The 24029-nt window shown below is 73.9% G+C and carries 21 protein-coding genes; 10 read left to right on the top strand and 11 right to left on the bottom strand.

Annotated features, from left to right (window positions below):
• Window positions 1–408: 408 nt before the first annotated feature.
• From proC to ACZ68P_RS10565, 5 genes are all read right to left on the bottom strand, one after another.
• Window positions 409–1218 (bottom strand): pyrroline-5-carboxylate reductase, encoded by an 810-nt coding sequence (gene proC, locus ACZ68P_RS10585; RefSeq protein WP_471004869.1) that lies wholly within the window; start codon window positions 1216–1218, stop codon window positions 409–411.
• 84 nt (window positions 1219–1302) lie between these two features.
• On the bottom strand, window positions 1303–2103 hold the full coding sequence (locus ACZ68P_RS10580) for an ABC transporter permease (protein WP_471004867.1): 801 nt from the start codon (window positions 2101–2103) through the stop codon (window positions 1303–1305).
• Window positions 2100–2930, bottom strand: coding sequence for an ABC transporter ATP-binding protein (locus tag ACZ68P_RS10575; RefSeq protein ID WP_471004865.1), 831 nt, complete (start codon window positions 2928–2930; stop codon window positions 2100–2102). The genes ACZ68P_RS10580 and ACZ68P_RS10575 overlap by 4 nt, the downstream gene beginning before the upstream one ends.
• 139 nt (window positions 2931–3069) lie before the next feature.
• Window positions 3070–3621 carry a hypothetical protein gene (locus ACZ68P_RS10570; protein ID WP_471004863.1) on the bottom strand — a complete coding sequence of 184 codons (552 nt, stop codon included), beginning with the start codon at window positions 3619–3621 and terminating at the stop codon, window positions 3070–3072.
• Between the two features lie 86 nt (window positions 3622–3707).
• The gene (locus ACZ68P_RS10565; RefSeq protein ID WP_471004945.1) at window positions 3708–4121 is read right to left on the bottom strand and encodes an SH3 domain-containing protein; all 414 of its coding nucleotides are present in this window, start codon (window positions 4119–4121) and stop codon (window positions 3708–3710) included.
• Window positions 4122–4281: 160 nt separating this feature from the next.
• Between ACZ68P_RS10565 and ACZ68P_RS10560 the strand changes: the two genes are divergently transcribed.
• A complete protein-coding gene (locus ACZ68P_RS10560) occupies window positions 4282–6444 on the top strand; it encodes a protein kinase domain-containing protein (protein WP_471004861.1) in 2163 nt (720 codons plus the stop codon).
• A gap of 360 nt (window positions 6445–6804) precedes the next feature.
• On the opposite strand, the gene ilvD is transcribed toward ACZ68P_RS10560, so the two are convergent.
• The 4 genes from ilvD to ACZ68P_RS10540 form a co-directional block, all read right to left on the bottom strand.
• Window positions 6805–8658, bottom strand: coding sequence for a dihydroxy-acid dehydratase (gene ilvD / locus ACZ68P_RS10555; protein WP_365712594.1), 1854 nt, complete (start codon window positions 8656–8658; stop codon window positions 6805–6807).
• A 93-nt stretch (window positions 8659–8751) separates the two neighbouring features.
• On the bottom strand, window positions 8752–9363 hold the full coding sequence (locus ACZ68P_RS10550; RefSeq protein ID WP_471004859.1) for a TetR/AcrR family transcriptional regulator: 612 nt from the start codon (window positions 9361–9363) through the stop codon (window positions 8752–8754).
• Window positions 9360–10196 carry a sugar phosphate isomerase/epimerase family protein gene (locus ACZ68P_RS10545; RefSeq protein ID WP_365712598.1) on the bottom strand — a complete coding sequence of 279 codons (837 nt, stop codon included), beginning with the start codon at window positions 10194–10196 and terminating at the stop codon, window positions 9360–9362. Before ACZ68P_RS10545 ends, ACZ68P_RS10550 begins: the two co-directional genes overlap by 4 nt.
• Before the next feature lie 283 nt (window positions 10197–10479).
• Entirely contained in the window at window positions 10480–11412 is a 933-nt protein-coding gene (locus ACZ68P_RS10540) for a Ppx/GppA family phosphatase (protein ID WP_471004857.1), read from the bottom strand.
• A gap of 40 nt (window positions 11413–11452) precedes the next feature.
• Here ACZ68P_RS10540 and ACZ68P_RS10535 point away from each other — a divergent pair, with 40 nt between their 5' ends.
• Window positions 11453–12334 carry a DUF3109 family protein gene (locus tag ACZ68P_RS10535; protein ID WP_471004855.1) on the top strand — a complete coding sequence of 294 codons (882 nt, stop codon included), beginning with the start codon at window positions 11453–11455 and terminating at the stop codon, window positions 12332–12334.
• A gap of 98 nt (window positions 12335–12432) precedes the next feature.
• Here ACZ68P_RS10535 and ACZ68P_RS10530 read toward each other — a convergent pair whose 3' ends face one another.
• Window positions 12433–14310: a BACON domain-containing protein gene (locus ACZ68P_RS10530; protein ID WP_471004853.1), complete on the bottom strand. Its 1878-nt coding sequence runs from the start codon at window positions 14308–14310 to the stop codon at window positions 12433–12435.
• Window positions 14311–14483: 173 nt separating this feature from the next.
• Between ACZ68P_RS10530 and radA the strand changes: the two genes are divergently transcribed.
• Window positions 14484–15896 carry a DNA repair protein RadA gene (radA, locus tag ACZ68P_RS10525; RefSeq protein WP_365712606.1) on the top strand — a complete coding sequence of 471 codons (1413 nt, stop codon included), beginning with the start codon at window positions 14484–14486 and terminating at the stop codon, window positions 15894–15896.
• 414 nt (window positions 15897–16310) lie between these two features.
• Window positions 16311–17435 carry a DNA integrity scanning diadenylate cyclase DisA gene (gene disA, locus ACZ68P_RS10520; protein ID WP_365712608.1) on the top strand — a complete coding sequence of 375 codons (1125 nt, stop codon included), beginning with the start codon at window positions 16311–16313 and terminating at the stop codon, window positions 17433–17435.
• Between the two features lie 75 nt (window positions 17436–17510).
• Here the strand turns inward: disA and ACZ68P_RS10515 are convergent, their stop codons facing one another.
• On the bottom strand, window positions 17511–18335 hold the full coding sequence (locus ACZ68P_RS10515) for a hypothetical protein (RefSeq protein ID WP_471004850.1): 825 nt from the start codon (window positions 18333–18335) through the stop codon (window positions 17511–17513).
• A 172-nt stretch (window positions 18336–18507) separates the two neighbouring features.
• Between ACZ68P_RS10515 and ACZ68P_RS10510 the strand changes: the two genes are divergently transcribed.
• The 6 genes from ACZ68P_RS10510 (at window position 18508) to cseC (ending at window position 23855) form a co-directional block, all read left to right on the top strand.
• Window positions 18508–19215: a phosphatase PAP2 family protein gene (locus tag ACZ68P_RS10510; RefSeq protein WP_471004848.1), complete on the top strand. Its 708-nt coding sequence runs from the start codon at window positions 18508–18510 to the stop codon at window positions 19213–19215.
• 22 nt (window positions 19216–19237) lie between these two features.
• A complete protein-coding gene (locus tag ACZ68P_RS10505) occupies window positions 19238–20257 on the top strand; it encodes an HhH-GPD family protein (protein ID WP_471004846.1) in 1020 nt (339 codons plus the stop codon).
• A gap of 182 nt (window positions 20258–20439) precedes the next feature.
• The gene (locus ACZ68P_RS10500) at window positions 20440–21027 is read left to right on the top strand and encodes a SigE family RNA polymerase sigma factor (protein WP_471004844.1); all 588 of its coding nucleotides are present in this window, start codon (window positions 20440–20442) and stop codon (window positions 21025–21027) included.
• Complete coding sequence (locus ACZ68P_RS10495) at window positions 21015–21734, top strand: hypothetical protein (RefSeq protein WP_471004842.1); 720 nt, start codon at window positions 21015–21017, stop codon at window positions 21732–21734. The genes ACZ68P_RS10500 and ACZ68P_RS10495 overlap by 13 nt, the downstream gene beginning before the upstream one ends.
• A gap of 20 nt (window positions 21735–21754) precedes the next feature.
• Complete coding sequence (gene cseB, locus ACZ68P_RS10490; RefSeq protein WP_471004840.1) at window positions 21755–22459, top strand: two-component system response regulator CseB; 705 nt, start codon at window positions 21755–21757, stop codon at window positions 22457–22459.
• A 79-nt stretch (window positions 22460–22538) separates the two neighbouring features.
• Window positions 22539–23855: a two-component system sensor histidine kinase CseC gene (gene cseC / locus ACZ68P_RS10485; RefSeq protein WP_471004838.1), complete on the top strand. Its 1317-nt coding sequence runs from the start codon at window positions 22539–22541 to the stop codon at window positions 23853–23855.
• The last annotated feature ends 174 nt before the right edge of the window (window positions 23856–24029 follow it).

Below are 24029 nucleotides of genomic sequence, written 5' to 3'. Positions count from 1 at the left end.
TTTCCCTTTCCGGCGGTTCCGACTCTATCAGATCCTTTCGGGCCTGATTCCCAGTCAGAGGGGGTTGTCCTCGCGGCTGTTGGGCCGTTCCGACGAGTGAGACTTTAGCGGATTCCCCGCCCCCGACGCTAATCGGGCGGCGCACGCTCAAACCTTCGAACGTGGATTCCTCATTTCGCAAAAACGCACGGAAAGAAGAACGGCACGATGAAGCGCCGTCAGCTTGAGTGGTTCTTGCGGAATGGCTGTCCGGGGCCGACCGGGGTCGGTGCTCACGTCGGACAACTCGGAGAACACTACGGACCGGTCAATCCCGTGTCAACCCCGGCCCTGGGGGCGCGCACCGTCGGTATGACGACGCCTGCGCGCACCCTTGGGTGTTGGCCGCCTGGCGGCGGGGCGAGGGGGTCAGCCGTTGCCGGAGGCGAGCTCGCGGCTGCGGTCGCGGGCTGCCTCCAGGGCGGCGATCAGGGCCGCGCGGACGCCGTGGTTCTCCAGTTCGCGGATGGCGCTGATGGTGGTGCCGGCCGGGGAGGTCACGGCCTCGCGGAGCTTGACGGGGTGTTCGCCGCTGTCGCGGAGCATCACGGCGGCGCCGATGGCGGCCTGGACGATGAGGTCGTGGGCCTGGGCGCGAGGCAGGCCGAGGAGGATGCCGGCGTCGGTCATGGCTTCGACCAGGAAGTAGAAGTAGGCCGGGCCGGAGCCGGAGAGGGCGGTGGCCGCGTCCTGCTGGGACTCGGGGACGCGCAGGGTCTTGCCCACGCCGCCGAAGATCTCCTCGGTGTGCGCGAGATGCTCGGGGGTGGCGTGGCTGCCGGCCGAGATCACGGACATGCCCTCGTCGACGAGGACGGGGGTGTTGGGCATGACCCGGACGACCGGGGTGCCGGCGGTGAGCCGGTCCTCGATGAACGAGGTGGGGATGCCGGCGGCGGCGCTGACGACCAGGCGGTCTGCGGTGACGTGCGGCGCGAGCTCGTCGAGGAGGCGGCCCATGTCCTGGGGCTTCACGGCGAGGATGAGGGTGTCGGCGCGCTTGGCCGCCTCGGCGTTGGTGACCGGCTCGACGCCGTAGCGTGCGCGCAGCTCTTCGGCGCGTTCGGTGCGGCGGGCGGTGACCAGGAGGTCGGCGGGGCGCCAGCCGGCTCGGATCATGCCGCTGAGGAGCGCTTCACCGATCTTGCCGGTGCCGAGGACTGCGACGGTCTGGGTCATGGCTCTGTTCACCTCGCCGGAGGGGGTACGTGCCGCCATCCTCGCACCGTGAGGGCGCCGCGGCTTCGGGTGTCCGAGGGGCGGTCACCCGGTGCGGCGGCGGAGGGTGGCCGCGCCGAGGACGAGGACGAGGAGGGCGCAGCCGGCGACGACGAGGGCGTCGCGGAGGAAGGCGTCGGTGACCTCGGGGTGGCGGAGGACCTCGTTCATGCCGTCCACGGCGTACGACATGGGCAGGGCGTCGGAGATCGCCTCCAGGGCGGGCTGCATCCGGTCGCGCGGGGTGAACAGTCCGCAGAGCAGCAGCTGGGGGAAGATCACGGCCGGCATGAACTGGACGGCCTGGAACTCGGATGCCGCGAAGGCGGAGACGAAGAGGCCGAGGGCGGTGCCGAGGAGCGCGTCGAGGAGGGCGACCAGCAGGAGGAGCCAGGGGGAGCCGACGACGTCGAGGCCGAGGAACCACAGGGCGAGGCCGGTGGCGAGGGCGGACTGGACGACGGCGAGGAGTCCGAAGGCGAGGGCGTAGCCGGCGATGAGGTCGGCTTTCCCGAGGGGCATGGCGAGCAGCCGCTCCAGGGTGCCGGAGGTGCGTTCGCGCAGGGTGGCGATCGAGGTCACGAGGAACATCGTGATCAGCGGGAAGATGCCGAGCAGTGAGGCGCCGATGCCGTCGAAGGTCGCCGGGCTCCGGTCGAAGACCCACCGGAGCAGGAAGAGCATCAGGCACGGGACGGCGAGCATCAGGGCGATCGAGCGCGGGTCGTGGCGCAGCTGGCGCAGGACGCGGGCGGCGGTGGCGAGGGCGCGGGAGAAGGAGAGGGAGAGGGCGGCCGCTCGGCTCGGTCGGGGCAGGGGGGTGGCGGGGGACGGGCCGTCGGTCATCGCTGGGGCTCCTCGGTGCGTGCGTCCGCGCGGGCGGCGGCGGCGTCGACCAGTCGGAGGAAGGCGTCCTCGACGGTGGCGGTGTCGTTGCGTCGTCTGAGGGCTTCGGGGGTGTCGTCGGCGAGGATCTCGCCCTCCCGCATGAGGAGCAGCCGGTGGCAGCGCTCGGCCTCGTCCATGACGTGGGAGGAGACGAGGATCGTGGCGCCCCGGCGGTCGGCGATGCGGTGGAAGAGGTTCCACAGGTCGCGGCGGAGGACGGGGTCGAGGCCGACGGTGGGTTCGTCGAGGACGAGGAGTTCCGGGGTGCCGAGGAGGGCGACGGCAAGGGAGACGCGGCTGCGCTGGCCGCCGGAGAGCCGGCCGGCGAGCGAGCCGGCGTGCGAGGCGAGGTCGACGTCGTCGATGGCCCGGGTCACGGCGGTGCGGCGTTCCTCGCGGTGGGCGCGGCCGGGGAGGAGGACGGAGGCGAAGTAGTCGAGGTTCTGGGCGACGGTGAGGTCGTCGTAGACGGACGGCGCCTGGGTGACGTAGCCGATGCGGGAGCGCAGGGTGGCGTCGCCGGCGGGGCGGCCGAGGACGTCGAGGGTTCCGGTGACCTTGGCCTGGGTGCCGACGACGGCGCGCATCAGGGTGGACTTGCCGCAGCCGGAGGGGCCGAGGAGGCCGGTGATCCGGCCGGGCCGTACGTCGAAGTCGAGGCCGCGCAGGACGGTGCGGTCGCCTCGGTGGACGGTGAGGCCGCGGGCGACGATCGCTGCGGTGGGGGCCTGTTCCGCGGCCGGTTCCGCGAGCTGTTCCGGGACACGCTCGGGGTAATTCACCATGCGATGAATATTGCGCGCGGGGCGGAGGGCGTCAAGCGTTGGGACGCGGGCGCGCGCCTGGGCGGGGCGTGGGCCGGGGGGCGGGCCCCGGGAGAGCGCTGCGGGCTCGGGCGCGCCGGTTTCGACCGGCGCGGCGGGGCTACTTCCGCTTCGGCTTCTTGCGGGCCGCCGGGTTGCCCGTGCGGGTCCCGCGCCGCTTCTCGTACCGCGCGCGGGCCGTCTCGTACTCGGTGCGCCGCAGCTTCTCGCCCGGCGCCTCCTTGAGGCAGCGGAAGGCGTAGGCGAGGAGGGAGCCGATGAAACCGATCGCCTTGAGGCTGCGCAGGGAGTCCTCGCGGGCCGGGTCGGCGGGGCGCCGGTCGAATCCCTCCCATGTCCCGCGGAAGGCGATGGCGCTGCAGATCGCGAACATGACGATCACCAGGATGTTGACGAAGCCGCCGACGTCGGCGATCTCCAGGCCCTGGTAGCCGAAGCGCAGCACGAGGCAGCCGGCCGCCGCCGCGACGAGCGCGCCGACCGCGAGGCCGGCGCGGCGCAGGCCGTAGTGGCCGGAGTGGTCGACCCAGCTCGTGCCGAAGAAACGGATCTCCTCGGGCCGCGGCCCGGCGGGAGTGCCGTCGGCCGCGCCCTCGGCGGCGCCGGTGGTGCGGGGGTTCTCGGGCCGGTCGGTACCGTCGTCGTCGCTCACAGGACCGATTATCCCCGGCTCGTCCCCTCGGCGGCACGGCCGAGGGGACGATCGAGGGGCCTTCGACGAGCAGCCCGGTCCGGGCCTCAGCCGCAGTGGCGGGCGACGTAGCCGTCGGAGCCCGTCTTCACGTAGGCGTCGGAGATGAACTCGCCCGTGGCGATGTTGTCCCAGATGTTCGTGGTGCCGTACGGGCCGGAGATCCACTCGCCCGGCGTCTGGCAGTAGATCGCCACCCGTACGTCCAGGGCCAGGGTCCGCACGATCCGGTACTGCGTGCCCGGGCCCGAGCGGACGTTGACCCGGTAGCCGGGGGCGACCGGGTAGCGGGTGACGCTCATGGTGGCCACCCCGTCGAGTGCCGCGACCTCCCCCGCGGCGACGTCCAGGGAGACGACCGCGGGTTCCGCCACGGCCGTCGCCGCGTGGCCCCCGTCCCCCCGGCCGTCCTCGTCCGTCCGGATCTTCTCGTTCATCCGGTCCTTCTCGTCCACGCCCATGGCGTCCTCCCCCGTTCGGCGCACGAAGCGCTCCGCTGACCGTCACGTTCCGCGACGCGCGCAGGCTAGCAAGCCCCCTCGGTCGTACGGATGCCATCGACTAGGCTCCGTGCGTCGCGCACGCGCGCGAACACGACGGGGAACCACACGGGGGTGGGCTATGCCGCCGTTGCGCAGCACCGGCGCCGACCGGGAAGCGGAAGAGCCTGAATACGCCGGCGCGTACCGCCTCCAGGCCTGTCTCGGCGCGGGCGGGATGGGCGTGGTGCATCTGGCCACCTCGGCCTCCGGGCTGCGGCTCGCGGTCAAGGTCGTGCACGGGCAGTACGCGGAGGACCCGGAGTTCAGGGCGCGGTTCCGGCAGGAGGTGGCGGCCGCCCGGCGGGTGAGCGGAGCCTTCACCGCGCCCGTCGTGGACGCCGATCCCGATGCCGTGCGCCCCTGGATGGCGACGCTCTACGTCCCCGGCCCCACCCTCGCCGACCAGGTGAAGCGGAACGGGCCCCTCTCCCCGGCGGAGCTGCGCAGGCTGACGGCGGGGCTCGCGGAGGCGCTGCGTGACATCCACCGGGCGGGGGTCGTCCACCGGGATCTCAAGCCGAGCAACGTACTGCTCACCGACACCGGGCCGAAGGTCATCGACTTCGGCATCTCCCGGCCGGTGGACAGCGATCTGCACACGGAGACAGGGAAGCTGATCGGATCGCCGCCGTTCATGGCGCCCGAGCAGTTCCAGCGGCCCCGCGAGGTCGGGCCGGCGGCGGACGTGTTCGCCCTCGGCGCGGTCCTGGTGCACGCGGCGACCGGGCACGGTCCGTTCGACTCCGACAGCCCGTACATCGTGGCGTACCAGGTCGTGCACGACGAGCCCGACCTGTCGGGGGTGCCGGACGAGCTCGCGCCGCTGGTCGCCCGGTGCCTCGCCAAGGAGCCCGCGGAGCGTCCGACTCCCGCCGAGATCATGGCGGCGCTGCTCCCGCCCTCCTACGAGGCGGCGGCGTTCATACCGGCGCAGCGCCGGCCGCTCGTCCTGCCCGAACCGGCGGCCGGTCCTCCCGCTTCCTGGGACGCCGACACGCCCGTACGGGTCACCGCGCCGTCCCGGCCTCGTCGTCCGTCGGGCCTGGCCCGGCTGTCCCGTCGGCCGGTCGTCGTCACCGCGCTGGCCGTCCTCGCCGCGGGGGGCCTCTTCGGGGCCTTCGGGGCGGGGGACGACTCCCCCGTGCCCGAGCCGCGCGAGACCGCGGTGGCCACGGCCTTCAGCGGCTGGCAGACCGTGCTGCAGAAGGCGGGCGAGCCCACCGCCCCCGCCTGCGCGCACCTCGACGGCGCCCTGTTCTGCTCCGCGCGCGGCATCGGCCTGGCGCGGCTCGACCCGCTGACCGGCCGGGTCGCCTGGTCGCACCCGACCGGCGCCGACGATCCGGTGGCGGGGCCGATGCCGGCCGGCGGCCTGCTCGGCGTCGTCGCCGCCGACGGCACGCTCCGCACGTACGAGCGCGAGCGCGGGACCGCGCGCTGGGACACCGGCGCCGCCGCCCGCCAGGAAGGGGCCACTCCCGCGGGCGACACCTTCCTCTTCCTCACCTCGACCGGAGCCGTCAGGGCGGTCGACGGCGAGACCGGCAAGCAGCGCTGGCGGCACGGCCTGAAGGGCTTCACGGCTCCCCGCTTCGGCCCGTACGACAGCGCGACCGGGCTCCTGCCGGTCTTCGAGACGACGGACGGCGGGACGCAGACGCGGGTCGGCGCGCTGCGGCCGCGCACCGGCGAGCTGGTCTGGCAGAAGCGGCTGGACGGTGATCTGGTGCCGGTGGGGACGGGCCCGGGCGGTGCGGTGTTCCTGCGCTCGGCGAACAGCGACTCGCAGATCGACGCCATCGTCCGCTACGACCCCGGGACCGGCGGGCCGGGGGCGGTCCGCCGGGTGGCGCTGCCGTTCCGGCTGGACGAGCCGACGATCGCGGTCCGGGGCGACACCGTCTATCTGCTGACCCGGAACGGCCAGCTGACCGCCCTGGACACGGCCGCCCCGGGCGGGCGCGTGCTGTGGGAGCTGGAGACCGCCGCCGGGAACGTCTCCGCGCCCGTCGTCGCCGCCGACGGCGACCGGCTGTACCTGTCCGCGTCCGACGGGCGGCTCCTCGCCGTCGACACGGTGCGCGGCGCGCTGCTCGGCCAGACGGAACCGCGCCTCCGCGACGGCAGGCTCGCCTACGCCATGGCCGTGCCCGCGCCGGTCGTGGCCGGGGGCCGGGTGTTCGCGACCGCGCCCGACGGCTCGGTCTTCGCCGTGGACGGGCGGGACCCGGGCGCGTGGTGAGGGGCCGCTCAGCGGGTGAGGCGGCAGGCGGGAGCCGGTAGGCCGGACGAGGGCTGAGCCGGGCGCCTGGTGAAAGGGCCGCTCGAGGGACGAGCCGCGCGCGGGACGCGGGCGGATCCGGGGAGAGCCGGATGAGAACTCGTCCGGGCGCCTGGTGGAGGGCCGCTCGGGGGACGAGCCGCGGGCGGAGCCACGAGTGGGGCCGAGCGCTTGCGTGCGGGTCCGTAGCGAGGTCCCGGCGGTGGCTCCGGCGCGGGATCGGTTCGTCGGGGGTTCCGTGCGCTCCTGACGTACGAACGCGGGGAGCGAGCCGTTTCGCTCACTCCCCGCGCCGGTCGTACGTCGTCCTTCGCCCCGGCCTCAGCCCAGGCGGGTCACGTCCCGCACCGCGCCCTTGTCGGCGCTCGTCGCCATCGCCGCGTACGCCCGCAGCGCCGCCGAGACCTTGCGCTCCCGGTTCTTCGGGGCGTAGACCCCGCCCAGCGCCTCGCGCCGGGCCGCCAGCGTGTCCTCGTCGACGAGGAGTTCGATCGCGCGGGTGGGGATGTCGATACGGATCCGGTCGCCGTCCTCCACGAGGGCGATCGTGCCGCCGGACGCCGCCTCGGGCGAGGCGTGGCCGATCGACAGACCCGACGTACCGCCCGAGAAGCGGCCGTCCGTGACGAGCGCGCACGTCTTGCCCAGGCCGCGTCCCTTGAGGAACGAGGTCGGGTACAGCATCTCCTGCATGCCCGGGCCGCCGCGCGGGCCTTCGTAGCGGATGACGACCACGTCGCCGTCCTTCACCTGCTTGTTGAGGATCTTCTCGACGGCCTCGTCCTGCGACTCGCAGACGACCGCCGGGCCCTCGAAGGTCCAGATCGACTCGTCGACGCCGGCCGTCTTCACCACGCAGCCGTCGACGGCGAGGTTGCCGCGCAGGACGGCCAGGCCGCCGTCCTTGGAGTACGCGTGGGCGGCGTCGCGGATGCAGCCGCCGGCGGCGTCCGTGTCGAGGGAGTCCCAGCGCTCCGACTGCGAGAAGGCGGTCGCGGAGCGGACGCAGCCGGGCGCCGCGTGCCAGAGCTCGACGGCCTCCTCGGACGGGGACCCGCCGCGCACGTCCCAGGTCTCCAGCCACTCCTTCACGGAGCGGGAGTGGACGGTGTGGACGTCCTCGTTGAGGAGTCCCGCGCGGTACAGCTCGCCCAGGATGGCGGGGATGCCGCCGGCGCGGTGCACGTCCTCCATGTAGTACGTGCCGCCGGGCGCCACGTTCGGCGCGACCTTGGCCAGGCACGGGACGCGGCGGGAGACCTCGTCCATGTCGGACAGGCCGTAGTCCAGCTCGGCCTCCTGCGCGGCGGCGAGCAGGTGCAGGATCGTGTTGGTCGAGCCGCCCATGGCGATGTCGAGCGCCATGGCGTTCTCGAAGGCCGCGCGGGTGGCCACGGAGCGCGGCAGGACCGAGTCGTCGTCCTCGTCGTAGTACCGGCGGGTGATGTCGACGACCGTGCGGGCCGCGTTCTCGTACAGCGCCTTGCGGGCCGTGTGGGTGGCGAGGACCGAGCCGTTGCCGGGCAGGGAGAGGCCGATGGCCTCGGTCAGGCAGTTCATCGAGTTGGCGGTGAACATGCCGGAACAGGACCCGCAGGTCGGACAGGCGTTCTCCTCGATGCGGAGGATGTCCTCGTCGGAGATCTTGTCGTTCACGGCGTCGGAGATCGCGTCGACCAGGTCGAGCGTACGGACCGTGCCGTCGACCAGCGTCGCCTTGCCGGACTCCATCGGGCCGCCGGAGACGAAGACCGTCGGGATGTTCAGCCGCAGGGCGGCCATCAGCATGCCGGGGGTGATCTTGTCGCAGTTGGAGATGCAGATCAGGGCGTCGGCGCAGTGCGCCTCGACCATGTACTCCACGCTGTCCGCGATCAGGTCGCGGGAGGGCAGGGAGTACAGCATGCCGCCGTGGCCCATCGCGATGCCGTCGTCGACGGCGATCGTGTTGAACTCGCGCGGGATGGCCCCGGCGGCCGTGATGGCCTCGGAGACGATCCGGCCGACCGGCTGGAGGTGGGTGTGGCCCGGGACGAACTCCGTGAAGGAGTTGGCCACCGCGATGATCGGCTTCCGGCCGATGTCCGCGCCGGGTACACCGGAGGCGCGCATAAGGGCGCGTGCGCCCGCCATGTTGCGGCCGTGGGTGACTGTGCGGGACCTCAGCTCGGGCATCGTCGCTCGCTCCTCGTGATGGGTGTGCTTGCTTTCGAGCGTACGCCGACGCTCCAAGATCTGGACAGAGTGTCCGTATGCCGGACCGGCTGTTCAGCTTTCGGTCAGGTACCGCTGGAGGGTCGGGGCCACCTGGGCCACGATGTCCTCCGGGTCGGCGGAGGCCAGCGGCTCCACCCGGATGACGTACCGCAGGATCGCGATGCCGATCATGTGCGAGGCGGCCAGCTCCGCGCGGAACCGGGGATCCGGCACCTGGAGGTCGGCGGCCACGCGCTCCAGGAGCCGGCGCAGCACGAAGCCCCGGAGCACCTTCGCCGCCGCCTCGTGGGTGAGGGCGGAGCGGATGATCGCCAGCAGGGGGGCGCGGGTCGTGGGGTTCTCCCAGACGCCGATGAAATAGCGGGCGAGGCGCTCGCCGATGCCGTCGAGCGGGCCCCCGAGGACCGCGGGGACGACGAGGGCGGGCTCGAAGGAGACCTCGACGGCGGCCGCGAACAGCTCGTCCTTCGTGCCGAAGTAGTGGTGCACCAGAGCCGGGTCCACCCCGGCGGCCTTGGCGATACCGCGTACGGACGTCTTGTCGTAGCCGCGCTCGGCGAACTGCTCACGGGCCGCCTCCATGATCCGCTGCCGGGCTCCCGGTCCGGCGTCCTCGGCGGACCGGGAGGGGCGGCCGCGCCGGCGCGGGGCCGGTGCGGTCATGAGCGGGGGACCCGGGTCGGCTTCGCGGTCGCCGAGGCGAGGTGGAGGCGCGTGAAGGCCAGGGCCTCGGCGAGGTCGGCCTCGCGCTCGGCCGCGGACATCGCGCGGCGGGTGTTGACCTCGATGACGACGTGCCCGTCGAACCCGGTGAGGGCGAGGCGCTCGAGGACCTCGGCGCAGGGCTGGGTGCCGCGGCCGGGGACCAGGTGCTCGTCCTTGGCGGAGCCCCTGCCGTCGGCGAGGTGGACGTGGCCGAGGCGGTCGCCCATGCGGTCGACCATGGCGAGCGCGTCGGTGCGGGCGGTCGCGGTGTGGGAGAGGTCGACGGTGAAGTGGCGGTAGTCGTCCTTGGTGACGTCCCACTCGGGGGCGTACGCGAGCATCTCGCGGTCCTTGTAGCGCCACGGGTACATGTTCTCGACGGCGAACCGGACGTCGGTCTCACCGGCCATCCGCCAGATGCCGGTGACGAAGTCGCGGGCGTACTGGCGCTGCCAGCGGAACGGGGGGTGGACGACGACGGTGGAGGCACCGAGCTTCTCGGCGGCGGCCCGGGCGCGCTGGAGCTTGACCCAGGGGTCGGTGGACCAGACGCGCTGGGTGATGAGGAGGCAGGGGGCGTGGACGGCGAGGATCGGGACCTGGTGGTAATCCGAGAGCCGGCGCAGGGCCTCGATGTCCTGGCTGACCGGGTCGGTCCAGACCATGACCTCGACGCCGTCGTAGCCGAGGCGCGCGGCGATCTCGAAGGCCGTCGCCGTCGACTCCGGATAGACCGAGGCCGTCGACAGGGCGACCTTCGCATCCGGGACGCGCACCACTGGTTCTGCCACGAAGGACAGGGTACGGGGCGGGCCGGGGCCCCGGGGAGGTGGTTCCGGTCACGTGGGGCGCCCGACGGCGGCCCTCCCCGGCACCGGGCACGCGCGCGTGGCGGGCGTCCCGGGCGTTCACCTGGGACGAACGGGTGCCCGCGCGCGTGGCGCACACCACACACCCGGGCGGGTGGGAGGGGCGGCGCGCGGGGGGGCGCGGAGGGGGCGTGCGGGGGTCGCCTGCCGGGGCGGGGGTTCGGGCCAGGGGGCCGCGTACGTCCGGGCGCCCAGGGCTCTGGCTCTAGCCCTCCGGGAGGTGGTCCAGGCGGCGGAGGATCACGCCCTCGCGGAGCGCCCAGGGGCAGATCTCGAGGTCGTCCACGCCGAAGAGGTCCATCGCGCCTTCCGCGACCAGCGCGCCCGCCAGCAGCTGGGAGGCGCGGCCTTCCGAGACGCCGGGGAGGCTCGCGCGCTCCTGGACGGTCATCACGGAGAGCTTGGGGACCCACTCCTCCAGGGACCGGCGGCTGAGGTCGCGCTGGACGTAGAGCCCCTCGCCGGAGCCGGGCGCCCCGGCGATCCTGGCCAGCTGCTTGAAGGTCTTGGAGGTGGCCACCACGTGGTCCGGCTTGCCGAAGCGGGTGAACTCGCCGACCGTACGGGCGATCTGGGCGCGGACGTGGCGGCGCAGGGCCTTCACGTCCGCGGCGTCCGCCGGGTCGCCGGGGAGCCAGCCGGCCGTGAGCCGCCCCGCGCCCAGCGGAAGCGAGACGGCCGCGTCCGGCTCTTCGTCGATGCCGTACGCGATCTCCAGGGAACCGCCGCCGATGTCGAGCAGGAGCAGCTTTCCGGAGGACCAGCCGAACCAGCGCCGGGCGGCGAGGAAGGTGAGACGTGCCTCCTCCTCACCGGTGAGGACCTGGAGGTCGACGCCGGTCACCTCCTTGACCCGGGCGAGGACCGCGTCGGCGTTCGTCGCCTCGCGCACGGCCGAGGTCGCGAACGGCAGCACCTCCTCGCAGCCCTTGTCCTCCGCGGCCTGGAGCGCGTCCACGACCGTGGCGATGAGTCGCTCGACCCCGGCGGGCGCTATGGCTCCGTGCTCGTCGAGCAGCTCGGCGAGGCGCAGCTCCGCCTTGTGGGAATGGGCGGGCAGGGGCCGCGCCCCGTGGTGGGCGTCCACCACGAGCAGGTGCACCGTGTTCGAACCGACGTCGAGGACTCCGAGTCTCATGGGCGGAACGCTACTGCGCCCGCGCGCATACGCTGGGGGTGTGCCCAAGACGAAAAAGGCGAAGCCGGACAAAGCCAGTGGCGGCGACAGCGCCACCACCCCGCTCAAGGCTCGCAAGGCCTCCAAGGAGCCCGCGATCCCCACGAAGCAGGGCCCCTCGCCCGAACCCGACGAGAAGGGCCTGGACTTCGCGCGCGCGTGGGTGGAGTTCCCGGACCCGGCCGACGACGAGCAGGTCTTCCGCTGTGACCTGACCTGGCTCACCTCGCGCTGGAGCTGCATCTTCGGCAGCGGATGCCAGGGCATCCAGGCCGGCCGCGCCGACGACGGCTGCTGCACCCTGGGCGCCCACTTCTCCGACGAGGACGACGAGAAGCGGGTCGCTTCGCACGTGGCCCGGCTCACGCCCGAGCTGTGGCAGTTCCACGACGTCGGGACCGCGACGGGCTGGACGCAGCTCGACGAGGACGGCGACCGGCAGACCCGCCGCTGGGAGGGGTCCTGCATCTTCCAGAACCGTCCGGGCTTCGCGGGGGGCGCCGGCTGCTCGCTGCACATCCTGGCACTCAGGGAGGGCAAGGAGCCGCTGGAGACCAAGCCGGACGTCTGCTGGCAACTGCCGGTGCGGCGTACGTACGACTGGATCGACCGGCCCGACGACACCCGGGTGCTTCAGGTGTCGATCGGCGAGTACGACCGCCGGGGCTGGGGCCCGGGCGGGCACGACCTGCACTGGTGGTGCACCTCGGCGACCTCGGCGCACGGGGCCGGGGAGCCGGTCTACGTGACGTACCGGCCCGAGCTGACGGAGCTGATGGGCAAGGCGGCGTACGACGTGCTCGTGGGGCTGTGCGAGGCCCGGCTGTCGTCGCAGCTTCCGCTGGTGGCCCCGCACCCGGCGGACCCGGTGACCCCGGCCTGAGTGCCTCCGACCCGCGTGACCGCCCGCTCCGAGGGCGGCGCCGACCCGGGAGCCTCCGACGTGAGCGACCCCGACCGGAGCGGCCTCCGCCCCTGACCTCATGAGGACGGTGGCGGGGATTCCGGGCCGCTCGGGGTCCCCGGTTCGGTGGACGGGGCCGGCTCCCCGGTCGTCGGGGGCGGCTCCTCCGTCGTCGGTGGGGGGCTCGTCGGGTCCGTGGGATCCGTCGTCGGCGGCGGCTCCTCGGTGGCCGGCGGCGGCGTGGTCGGGTCCGTGGTGGGTGGCGGGGTCGTCGGGTCCGTGGTCGGCGCGGGTTCCTCGGTCGTCGGCGGCGGGGTGGTGGCGCCGCGGCCGCCGATCCGGACCACCGCACCGGAGGGGTTCACTCCGACACGGGCCGACCAGGCGCCCGCGGGTTCGTGCGCGTGGTCCACGAAGACGCGGACCGTCACCGACTCCCCGGGCCGCAGGGTGCCGGAGGCCTGCGAGACGTACAGCCACGGGCCGTCCGTCCACAGGGACCACTCGACGGGTGAGCCGCCGCTGTTGGTGAGCGTGAGGGCCGTGGTGTCGCCGTGGCCCTGGGCGGCGACCGTGATCCGGCCGGGGCCGGGCTGTCCGGGGAGGGTCGGGCCGACCGGGCCGCCCGGGCTGATGACCTCGACCGAGACGTCGGGTGCCCGGCTGCCCTGGGTGAAGCGCGGGTCGGGGGTGGTGCGTGCGTTGCCCGTGTTCTCGTAACGGTCGTTGGGGGCGCCGTCCAGGTCCGACCCGTCCGCCTCGCGCGCGGAGACGGGCGCTCCGGCCCGGTCCTCCCCCGTCGCCGGGGCGCCGCGGTAGGAAGCCCACAGGGCGAAAACCGGTGCGGCGACCACGGCGGCGACGACCGTGGTCGTGACCGCGCGGGCCCGCATCCGGTCCCGCCGGGCGGCGTGGTCCTTGGGGTCCATGGGGAACCCGGTGGGGCCGAAGCGAGGAGCGCCGGCACGCGCGCGGGAGACGTGCGCCGCCGCCGCGTACGCGGCGGCGCGGGGCGCCTCGACCAGCGGGAGCCTCGTCTGGGAGGCCGCGGTCGCGCCGGGCCACGGGCCGCCCGCGCCCGCGCGTTCGGCGGCGCGGCGACAGCGCGGGCAGTCGTCGACATGGCGGACGAGTTCGGCGCGCAGGGCGGCGGAGAGCAGCACCTGGTGGTCGCCGGTGAGCCGGGCGACGGCGGGGCAGCCGCCGGTCTCGACCACCGCGAGCGCGGCCCGGGTCCGCTCCACCTCGCAGGCGGCGGAGGAGAGCAGCTCGCGCGCGGCGAGCGGATCGAGGGAGAGCACGGCGGCGACCCCGCGGTGCCCGAGGCCGTGGCGGACGGCGAGCTCCAGGGCCTCGCGCTGCTCGGGGGTCGTCCCGGCGGCCTCCGGCCAGGCGAGCGACGCCAGCTCGGCCCGGCGGCGGGCGGAGTCCCCACCGGAACCGTCCTCGGGTGCGGTCCCCTCGGCGCCCCGGGCCGGCCGTGTCCCGGCGGCGGGGCGGCCGCTGTGCGCGCCCTGGCGCCTGCGGCGCTGCTCGCCGAGCGTCCGCAGGCAGGCCCAGCGGGCGAGCGCGTACAGCCACGCCCCGCGCCCGTCCTCGTCGGAGGGGCAGCGGCCGTGGTGACGTTCGGCGATGGCCAGGACGTCGACGAGGACGGCGGTCGCGGAGTCGTGTTCGCAGAGCACGGACAGGCAGTAGGTGAACAGGCCGTCGAGATACGGCTCGTAACGGGCCGACGGCCGGCCGAGGGTCGTCCGGGAGCCGGCGAGGACGTCGCCGTGCGCGCCGGCCGCCGCTCCGGTACGGGCGTCGGCCCTGGCGCCTGTCGTGGCGGCCGCCCTCGCGCCGGACGTGGTGCCGGACGTGGCGTTCCCGGCGGCGTGGGACGGCGCGCGGCGGTGCGCCCGGTGTGCGCCGGTGGTGTGGGTAGGGGGTTCCAGCCTGCTGCTCGTCACTGGGCGACCGTAGGCAAGGCGGAGCGACCTCTTCGCACCCCTTGAACACTTTTAATCCGTACGGGTGAAGGTATCCCTCGAAAGGGGACAGGAATCGTTCATTCCGTGGGGTGAGCCGGTGACGGCGACCCGCCGGGAACGGGTTGTCAGTGCGGACCGCTACGGTTCGGTCCATGGCTGCCCGTACGAAATCCGCCAAGGACAGGCCGTCCTACCGCTGCACGGAGTGCGGCTGGACGACCGCCAAATGGCTCGGCCGTTGTCCCGAATGCCAGGCCTGGGGGACGGTCGAGGAGTACGGCGCGCCCGCCGTCCGCACCACCGCCGCCGGCCGCGTCTCCACGGCCGCCCTCCCCATCGGTCAGGTCGACGGCCGGCAGGCCACCGCCCGCTCCACCGGCGTGGACGAGCTGGACCGGGTCCTGGGCGGGGGGCTGGTGCCCGGCGCGGTCGTGCTGCTCGCGGGGGAGCCGGGCGTCGGCAAGTCCACGCTGCTGCTCGACGTCGCCGCGAAGGCGGCGAGCGACGAGCACCGCACGCTGTACGTGACGGGCGAGGAGTCCGCGAGCCAGGTCCGGCTGCGGGCGGACCGGATCAACGCGCTCAGCGACCATCTGTACCTGGCGGCCGAGACCGATCTGTCGGCCGTCCTCGGGCACCTCGACGCCGTCAAGCCGTCGCTGCTGATCATGGACTCCGTGCAGACGGTGGCCTCGCCGGAGATCGACGGGGCGCCGGGCGGCATGGCGCAGGTCCGCGAGGTCGCCGGGGCCCTCATCCGGGCCTCCAAGGAGCGGGGCATGTCCACGCTCCTCGTCGGCCATGTGACCAAGGACGGCGCCATCGCCGGTCCGCGGCTCCTGGAGCACCTCGTCGACGTCGTGCTCTCCTTCGAGGGCGACCGCCACGCGCGCCTGCGGCTGGTCCGGGGCGTGAAGAACCGGTACGGGGCGACGGACGAGGTCGGCTGCTTCGAGCTGCACGACGAGGGGATCACGGGGCTGGCCGACCCCTCCGGTCTCTTCCTGACCCGCCGCGACGTGGCCGTGCCGGGGACCTGCCTGACGGTGACCCTGGAGGGCCGCCGGCCGCTCGTCGCCGAGGTCCAGGCGCTGACCGTGGACTCGCAGATCCCCTCGCCCCGGCGCACGACCTCGGGTCTGGAGACCTCCCGGGTCTCGATGATGCTGGCCGTGCTCGAACAGCGCGGCCGGATCACCGCGCTCGGCAAGCGGGACATCTATTCGGCGACGGTAGGCGGGGTGAAGCTCTCCGAACCGGCCGCCGACCTGGCGATCGCCCTCGCCCTGGCCTCAGCCGCCAGCGACACCCCGCTGCCGAAGAACCTGGTCGCCATCGGCGAGGTCGGTCTGGCGGGCGAGGTCCGGCGGGTGACGGGCGTCCAGCGCCGCCTGGCCGAGGCGCACCGCCTCGGCTTCACCCATGCCCTGGTCCCGACGGACCCGGGCCGGGTCCCCGCCGGCATGAAGGTGACCGAGGTGGCGGACATGGGCGACGCGCTCCAGGTCCTGCCCCGGACCCGCCGCCCGTCCGCCGCGAAGGGCGCGAAGGCCGAGGAGGGCTAGAGGGCTGGGAGGGCCGGCAGCACCGGGAGAGGCGTTCCGGGGAAGGCTCCGGGGAGCCTCGGAGGCGGCGAGGGCGGGAACGGCCAGGGGGTCGCCACGGGGCGAGGAGACAAGCGCCCTGGGGCGGCGCTCCCGGAGCCGGCGGCCCCCCGACGGGAGCAGGTGCGGCGCCGAGGACGGAGTCCGGGGCCACGGAAGGGGGACTTTCCGGGCATCGCCGCAGGTCCGGATCGCGGGTCCGGCCGGGCGGACGCGCAGGACACGACCTGGCCACGGGGCCCGTGCGGCGGTGTAGCGCACCCGTCGGCGGGGCAGGCCCCGCACGGGGTCGCGCGGCGCGCGGCAGAGGGGCCTCGGGTCGTGTCGCTAGACTTTGCCCTGGTCTCGCCCATCCGTACGAGCCGGAGGAGTGCAGTGGCAGCCAAGGACGGGGCAGCAGCTCCCGGAAAGTCCGGCGCGGGCTCCGGCGTCGAAGCGCTCATGCGCGCCTCGCTCAGCGCCGTCGCCCCCGGCACCGCCCTGCGCGACGGTCTGGAGCGCATCCTCCGGGGCAACACCGGTGGTCTCCTCGTCCTCGGCATGGACAAAACGGTCGAGTCGATGTGTACGGGCGGCTTCGTGCTGGACGTCGAGTTCACCGCGACGCGCCTGCGCGAGCTGTGCAAGCTCGACGGCGCGCTCATCCTCGACAAGGACATCACCAAGATCCTGCGGGCCGGGGTGCAGCTCGTCCCGGACGCGTCCATCCACACCGAGGAGACCGGCACCCGCCACCGGACCGCGGACCGTGTCTCCAAGCAGTGCGGTTTCCCGGTCGTCTCCGTCTCCCAGTCGATGCGCCTGATCGCGCTGTACGTCGACGGCGAGCGCCGGGTGCTGGAGGAGTCGGCCGCGATCCTCTCCCGTGCCAACCAGGCGCTCGCGACCCTGGAGCGGTACAAGCTCCGCCTCGACGAGGTCGCCGGCACGCTCTCCGCCCTGGAGATCGAGGACCTGGTGACCGTCCGCGACGTGACCGCGGTCGCCCAGCGCCTCGAGATGGTGCGCCGGATCGCCACGGAGATCGCCGAGTACGTCGTCGAGCTCGGCACCGACGGCCGGCTGCTGTCGCTCCAGCTCGACGAGCTGATCGCGGGCGTCGAGCCCGAGCGCGAGCTCGTCATCCGGGACTACGTACCCGAGCCGACGGCCAAGCGGTCCCGTACGGTCTCCGAGGCGCTCACCGAGCTCGACGCGCTCACCCACGCCGAGCTGCTGGAACTTCCGATAGTGGCGAGGGCCCTGGGCTACAGCGGCTCCCCCGAGACCCTGGACTCCGCGGTCTCCCCGCGCGGCTACCGGCTCCTCGCCAAGGTCCCGCGGCTTCCGGGCGCCATCATCGAGCGGCTCGTCGAGCACTTCGGCGGGCTGCAGAAGCTGCTGGCCGCGAGCGTCGACGACCTCCAGGCCGTGGACGGTGTCGGCGAGGCCCGGGCGCGGAGCGTCCGCGAGGGCCTGTCCCGGCTCGCCGAGTCCTCGATCCTCGAGCGGTACGTGTAGGACGACGCCGCACGGCGGCGAATGCGGCGGGACCGCTCCCCCGCGGCCCACCTCCGGCTACGGCGTACGGAGCCGTCAGTCCTTCGCCAGCGTGAACGACGCGGGAAGCACCTTCACGCCCGGCATCGCCGCCTCCACCAGGTACGTCCCCGGGCCCACCGGGCCCACCGGGGCCGTCGCGCACCGCGGGGCGCTGCGGGCGCGGTCCCACTCCACGGTGTGCGTGACCGTGGCGCGGGCGGGGACCCGGAGCAGGACTCCGGTGGCCGGGCGCGGGCAGTCCTGGGAGGACCACACCGCGTCGTCCTTGGCGTCACTGATCGTCAGAACGGCGTTCCTGGGGCCGAGGTCGGCCTTGCAGTCGACGGCGGAGGTGTTCTTGGCGACCAGCTGGAACCGCGGCTTCTCGCCCGGCTCGTAGGAGACCTTGACGCTCTTGAGCGTCAACTGGAGCGCGCCGGAGGCGCAGTTCGGCAGGGGGGAGTTGGCCGGGACCTGCTGCCCCGCGCTCGTCCCGGCGCCGCCGTCGCCGCCCGCTCCGTCGGTGTCGCCGTTCTTGCCGACGCCCTCACCGCCGGTGGCCGCGCCCGCGTTCGTACCGCCGCCGGAGTCGCCGCCGGAGTTCTCCCCGGAGCTGCCGGCGGAGTCGGTGCCGCCCGACTCGTCGCGCCCGCCCGGCTGTTGGCTGATCGCGGGACCGGACCCGGAGGGCCCGGGAGTGATCGAGGGGGCGGGGGAGGCGCCGTTGGCACCGTCGTTCGTCTTCTTCCCGCCGCCGCCGAAGGTGACGGCCCACAGGGCGAGCAGGGCGACAAGCGCGATCAGGCACAGCGCGACCGCCCTCCGTCGCCAGTAGATGGAGGAGGGAAGCGGCCCGACCGGATTGCGCAGTGATCCCACGCCACGAACCTTACGAGAGATCGACGCCAACTCCCGCCCCACCCGCCGCCTCAGGCAACAAGTTTTGCCGATGATCACACCTGGGACCCGGTCACCCCCCACTTTCGTCGGGGGTCGTCGTGGTCCTTCGCCGCGGGCGCCGCCCGCCGGAGGCCCGTTAGCGTCATCCGCCATGGACAGCCTCTCCGCCCCCGCGCCCCTTCCGGACCCCACGGCCCTGTCGGCCCCCTCGGACATCTCGGGCGACCTGTACCTCGACGTCACGGACTTCGCCCACTCCACTCCGCACTGGTTCCAGCAGCTCGCCGAGGTGTGGACCGAGCTGGGGCTGCTGCTCTTCGGCGCGCTGTTCGTGGCCGGCTGGTGGCGGGCCAGATCCGGGTCGGGCGAACTGATGGCGCTCGCCCTGCTCGCGCCCCTCGCGACCGCCTTCGGTTACGTGGTGAGCGAGTCGCTCAAGTCGCTGGTGGACGAGGAGCGGCCGTGCCGGGCGGTGGCGGGGGCGGTCGCCTCCCTCGTCCCGTGCCCGCCGACCGGCGACTGGTCGTTCCCCAGCAACCACGCGGCGATCGCGGGCGCCGGAGCGGTCGCGCTCGCGCTCTCCTGGCGCGGCCTCGGCCTGCTGACCCTTCCGATGGCCCTGCTCATGGCCCTGTCCCGGGTCTTCGTCGGCGTCCACTACCCCCACGACGTGACGGTCGGTCTGCTGCTCGGGGGCGCGATCGCGTGGGTGATCGTCAAGGCCGCGACCCGGCCCGTCCGGGTGCTGGTCGACGGCGTCCGCACGAGCCGGACCGGCGCGGTGGTGTGGTGCGTGGGGCGTGGACCGCGCCCACACGCCTCCACACGCCCCGAGGGCGTGCGCCACGGCGCGCACTGAACGTGCCAGGATCGGAGGTGCCATGACTTCCATCGACGCGCCCTTCACCGACGGTCCCTCCACCGACGCTCCCGACACCGATGCCCCCGTCGCCGACACCTCCGTCGCCGCCTCCACGGCCGGGCCCGCCGCCGACAGCTCCGTCGCCGGCGCTCCCCCGGCCGCCGCGCCCTGCGAGCTGCACGCGCCGGTCCTCGCCTGGTTCGACCGGCACGCCCGCGACCTGCCCTGGCGCCGCCCCGAGGCGGGGGCCTGGGGCGTGATGGTCAGCGAGTTCATGCTCCAGCAGACGCCCGTCGTGCGGGTCCTGCCGGTGTACGAGCAGTGGCTCGCGCGCTGGCCCCGTCCGGCCGACCTGGCCGCGGAGGCGCCCGGGGAGGCCGTGCGCGCCTGGGGCAGGCTCGGCTACCCGCGGCGCGCGCTGCGGCTGCACGCGGCGGCCGTGGCCATAAAGGAACGGCACGGCGGGGACGTACCGAGCGAACACGGCCAGCTGCTCGCGCTCCCGGGGATCGGTGAGTACACGGCGGCGGCGGTCGCCTCGTTCGCGTACGGGCAGCGGCACGCGGTCCTCGACACCAACGTCCGCCGGGTGTTCGCCCGCGCGGCGGCCGGGGTGCAGTACCCGCCGAACGCCACGACGGCCGCGGAGCGCAGGCTGGCGCGGGAGCTGCTGCCGCAGGACGAGGCGACGGCGGCGCGCTGGGCGGCGGCCTCGATGGAGCTGGGCGCGCTGGTCTGCACGGCGAAGAACGAGGACTGCGGGCGATGCCCGATCGCGGCGCGGTGCGTCTGGCGGCTCGCCGGCAAGCCGGCGCACGACGGCCCGGCGCGACGGGGCCAGACGTACGCCGGCACGGACCGCCAGGTGCGCGGCAAGTTGCTGGCCGTCCTGCGGGAGGCGGTGGCGGCCGTGCCGCAGTCCGCGCTCGACGCGGTCTGGCACGAGCCGGTCCAGCGGGCCCGCGCCCTGGACGGCCTGGTCGCGGACGGCCTGGTCGAACCCCTGGAGAACGGCTTCTACCGCCTGCCGATGTCCTGACGGCCGGGCCCGGGGCACCGGCCGCCCCGGGCCCGGCGGCCCGCCTCCGGCCGTCTGTTACACAACCGATGGACAGCCGTGCGTCCGTCGACGGCTGCCCCGCACAACCCCGTGACAACCGCTCCGTAGCGTCGTCGACGTCACGCAAACAGGCAGGTCACGGGGTTCGGAGGCGGTTCGGGATGGCGCACGGCGAGGTGCTCGACTTCGAGGAGTACGTACGCACTCGGCAGGACGCGCTGCTGCGCAGCGCGCGGCGCCTCGTGCCCGATCCGGTGGACGCGCAGGACCTGCTGCAGACCGCGCTCGTCCGGACGTACGGCCGCTGGGACGGGATCGCCGACAAGTCGCTCGCCGACGCCTACCTCCGGCGGGTGATGATCAACACGCGCACCGAGTGGTGGCGCGCCCGCAAGCTCGACGAGGTCCCCACCGAGCAGCTGCCCGACGCCTCCGTCGACGACGCCACCGAGCAGCACGCCGACCGCGCCCTGCTCATGGACATCCTCAGGGTCCTCGCCCCCAAGCAGCGCAGTGTCGTCGTCCTGCGCCACTGGGAGCAGATGAGCACGGAGGAGACGGCGGCGGCGCTCGGCATGTCGACCGGTACGGTGAAGAGCACGCTCCACCGGGCCCTGGCCCGGCTTCGTCAGGAACTGGAGAGCCGCGGTGTCGCCGACGCCCGCGCTCTGGAGCGGACGACCGAGCGGAGCACCGAGCGGGCGACGGCACGAGGCAACGAACGGGGGCGGGAGCGGTGCGCGGCCTGAGCGCCAGATCCGACACCCACCACGACCGCGACCACCGCGACCACCACAGGGAGCGTGCGGAGCGCACGATCCGGGCGGCGAGCACCACGGCACTGGCCGGGCTCGTCGCCGTCGGTCTGTCCCTGACCGCCTGCTCGACCGGCGGCACCGGCTCCCGCGACGAGGGCGCCGCCCGCGCGGACGAGGTGGCCTCCGCCCCCTCGACCGCCTCCCCCTCGGCGTCCCCGGGGCCGCCGTCGGCCAAGAGGGTCGACCCGATCGCGCTCATCAAGTCCGACCCGAAGATCGGCGAGCGGCTCAAGGACGATCTGAAGCCCTGCGTCGCGGACGCCTACCCCGTGGACACCTCCTACGGGAACCTCACCGGCGGGACCTCGCCCGACGTCGTCGTCAACGTGATGACGTGCGGCGACGCGGTGGGGATCGGCACGTACGTGTACCGCGAGGAGAACGACCGGTACACGAACGTCTTCATGGCCGAGGACGCGGCCGTCTACGCCACGATCGACCGTGGCGACCTGGTCGTCACCAAGCAGGTGTACGCCGAGGGCGACCCGGTGACGTACCCCTCGGGCGAGGACGTGATCACGTACCGCTGGTCGGGAAACAAGTTCACCCAGCACGACTGGGTGCACAACGACTACAGCCGCGCGGTCGGCGACGGCGGCATCGACGGCCCCGCGCCCACCGGCCCGGACGGCAACTGACGGAAACGGAGAGGCACGCGATGGCAGAGACCCACGTGCTGTTCGTCGAGGACGACGACGTCATCCGCGAGGCGACCCAGCTCGCGCTGGAGCGGGACGGCTTCACGGTGACCGCCATGCCGGACGGGCTGTCCGGTCTCGACGCGTTCCGGGCCGACCGGCCCGACATCGCGCTGCTCGACGTGATGCTGCCGGGGATGGACGGCGTCAGCCTGTGCCGGCGGATCCGTGACGAGTCGACTGTGCCGGTGATCATGCTGTCCGCGCGGGCCGACTCGATCGACGTGGTGCTGGGCCTGGAGGCCGGGGCGGACGACTACGTCACCAAGCCCTTCGACGGGTCCGTGCTGGTGGCGCGCATCCGCGCGGTGCTCCGCCGTTTCGGGCACGCGGGCGGTCTCGCCACCGGCGAGGCGGGGCGGACCGACGGGGCCGGGGGCGGGGTCCTCGTCTTCGGCGACCTGGAGGTCGACACCGACGGCATGGAGGTCCTCAGGGGCGGGGCGCCGGTGTCGCTGACCCCCACCGAGATGCGGCTGCTGCTGGAGTTCTCCTCCGCCCCTGGCACGGTGTTGTCCCGGGACAAGCTCCTGGAGCGGGTGTGGGACTACGGCTGGGGCGGCGACACCCGGGTGGTGGACGTGCACGTCCAGCGACTGCGCACCAAGATCGGCCAGGACCGGATCGAGACGGTCCGCGGCTTCGGCTACAAGCTCAAGGGATGACGAGCGGGGAACGCGGACCGGGCGATGCGGTCCAGGGGTGGGGTCCGAGCAGTGAGGTCCAGGCGATGAGGTCCGAGCGATGAGGCGGGTCGCCCTGCGTACGGGGGTCCGCTGGAAGATCTCCGTCGCCATCGCCGCCGTGGGCGCGCTCATCGCGGTCACCCTCAGCCTGGTCGTCCACAACTCGGCCCGCGTCTCGATGCTCGACAACGCGCGCGAGGTGCAGATGGAGCGGCTGCTCTTCGCGCAGCGCATGTACGAGGGCTCCAAGCCGAAGGAACCGCGCTTCGGCACCAAGATCAACGACCCGATGCTGCCGCCGCAGCTCGACCAGCTGATGCGGGACAGGCGGCGCGGCACCTTCGTCCAGGAGCACCGCCACGGTGGTCCGCCCGACGTGTGGGCGGCCGTGCCGCTCGCCAACGGCGACGTGCTGTCGCTGCACATCCCGTTCGCCGACCGCAGCGCGGCGATCATGAAGGACCTCGACCGCGCCCTGATCATCGGCTCGGTGTCGGTGGTCGTCGGAGGCTGCGCGCTCGGTGTGCTCATCGGCGGCCAGCTCTCGCGCCGGCTGCGCAAGGCGGCCGCGGCCGCCGGCAAGGTCGCCCAGGGCAACACGGACGTACGGGTACGCCATGCCATCGGCGGCGTGGTGCGCGACGAGACGGACGAGCTCGCCCGGGCGGTCGACGCCCTGACCGACGCGCTCCAGGAGCGGATCGAGGCCGAGCGCCGGGTCACGGCGGACATCGCGCACGAACTGCGCACCCCGGTGACCGGACTGCTGACCGCGGCCGAGCTGCTGCCGCCGGGGCGTCCGACCGAGCTGGTACGGGACCGGGCGCAGGCGATGCGGACCCTGGTCGAGGACGTGCTGGAGGTCGCCCGGCTGGACAGCGCGTCGGAGCGGGCCGAACTCCAGGAGATCGCGCTCGGCGAGTTCGTCGAGCGGCGGGTGCGGGCGCTCGACCCGGCGGTGGCCGTGCACGTGGTCCACGAGTCCTGGGTCAGCACCGACCCGCGGCGGCTGGAGCGGATCCTGGGCAATCTCCTCGCCAACGCGGCCAAGCACGGCAAGCCGGGCGTCGAGGTCACGGTCGAGGGCCGGGTGGTACGGGTACGGGATCACGGCCCCGGCTTCCCGGAGGCGCTGCTGCGCGAGGGCCCGAGCCGGTTCCGTACGGGTGCGAGCGACCGCGCCGGGCAGGGGCACGGGCTCGGGCTGACGATCGCGGCGGGACAGGCCAGGGTGCTGGGCGCGCGGCTGACCTTCCGCAACGCGGCCCCGGAGGGCACCCCCGAGGGGGCGGGCGGCGCGATCGCGGTGCTCTGGCTCCCGGACCACGCGCCGACCAACACCGGCAGCTTCCCGATGATCAGCTTCCCGGACTGAGGGCACGGCCTCGGAGCGCGTCGACGCCCCGGCTCCCGACGGCCCTGTCCCTCGACGCCCCGGCTCCCGGCGGCCCTGCCCCTGACGGGCCCCGTGTCCTGGGTCCCCGGCCTTCTTCGGCACGGCGAAGCGGCCCCGGCGAGAACGCCGGGGCCGCTTCCGTATCCCGTAGGG

The sequence above is a fragment of the Streptomyces sp. NPDC036822 genome (genome assembly GCF_055609145.1).
The sequence above is the reverse complement of the archived record's forward strand: the minus strand, read 5'-3'. Positions and strand labels throughout refer to the sequence as shown.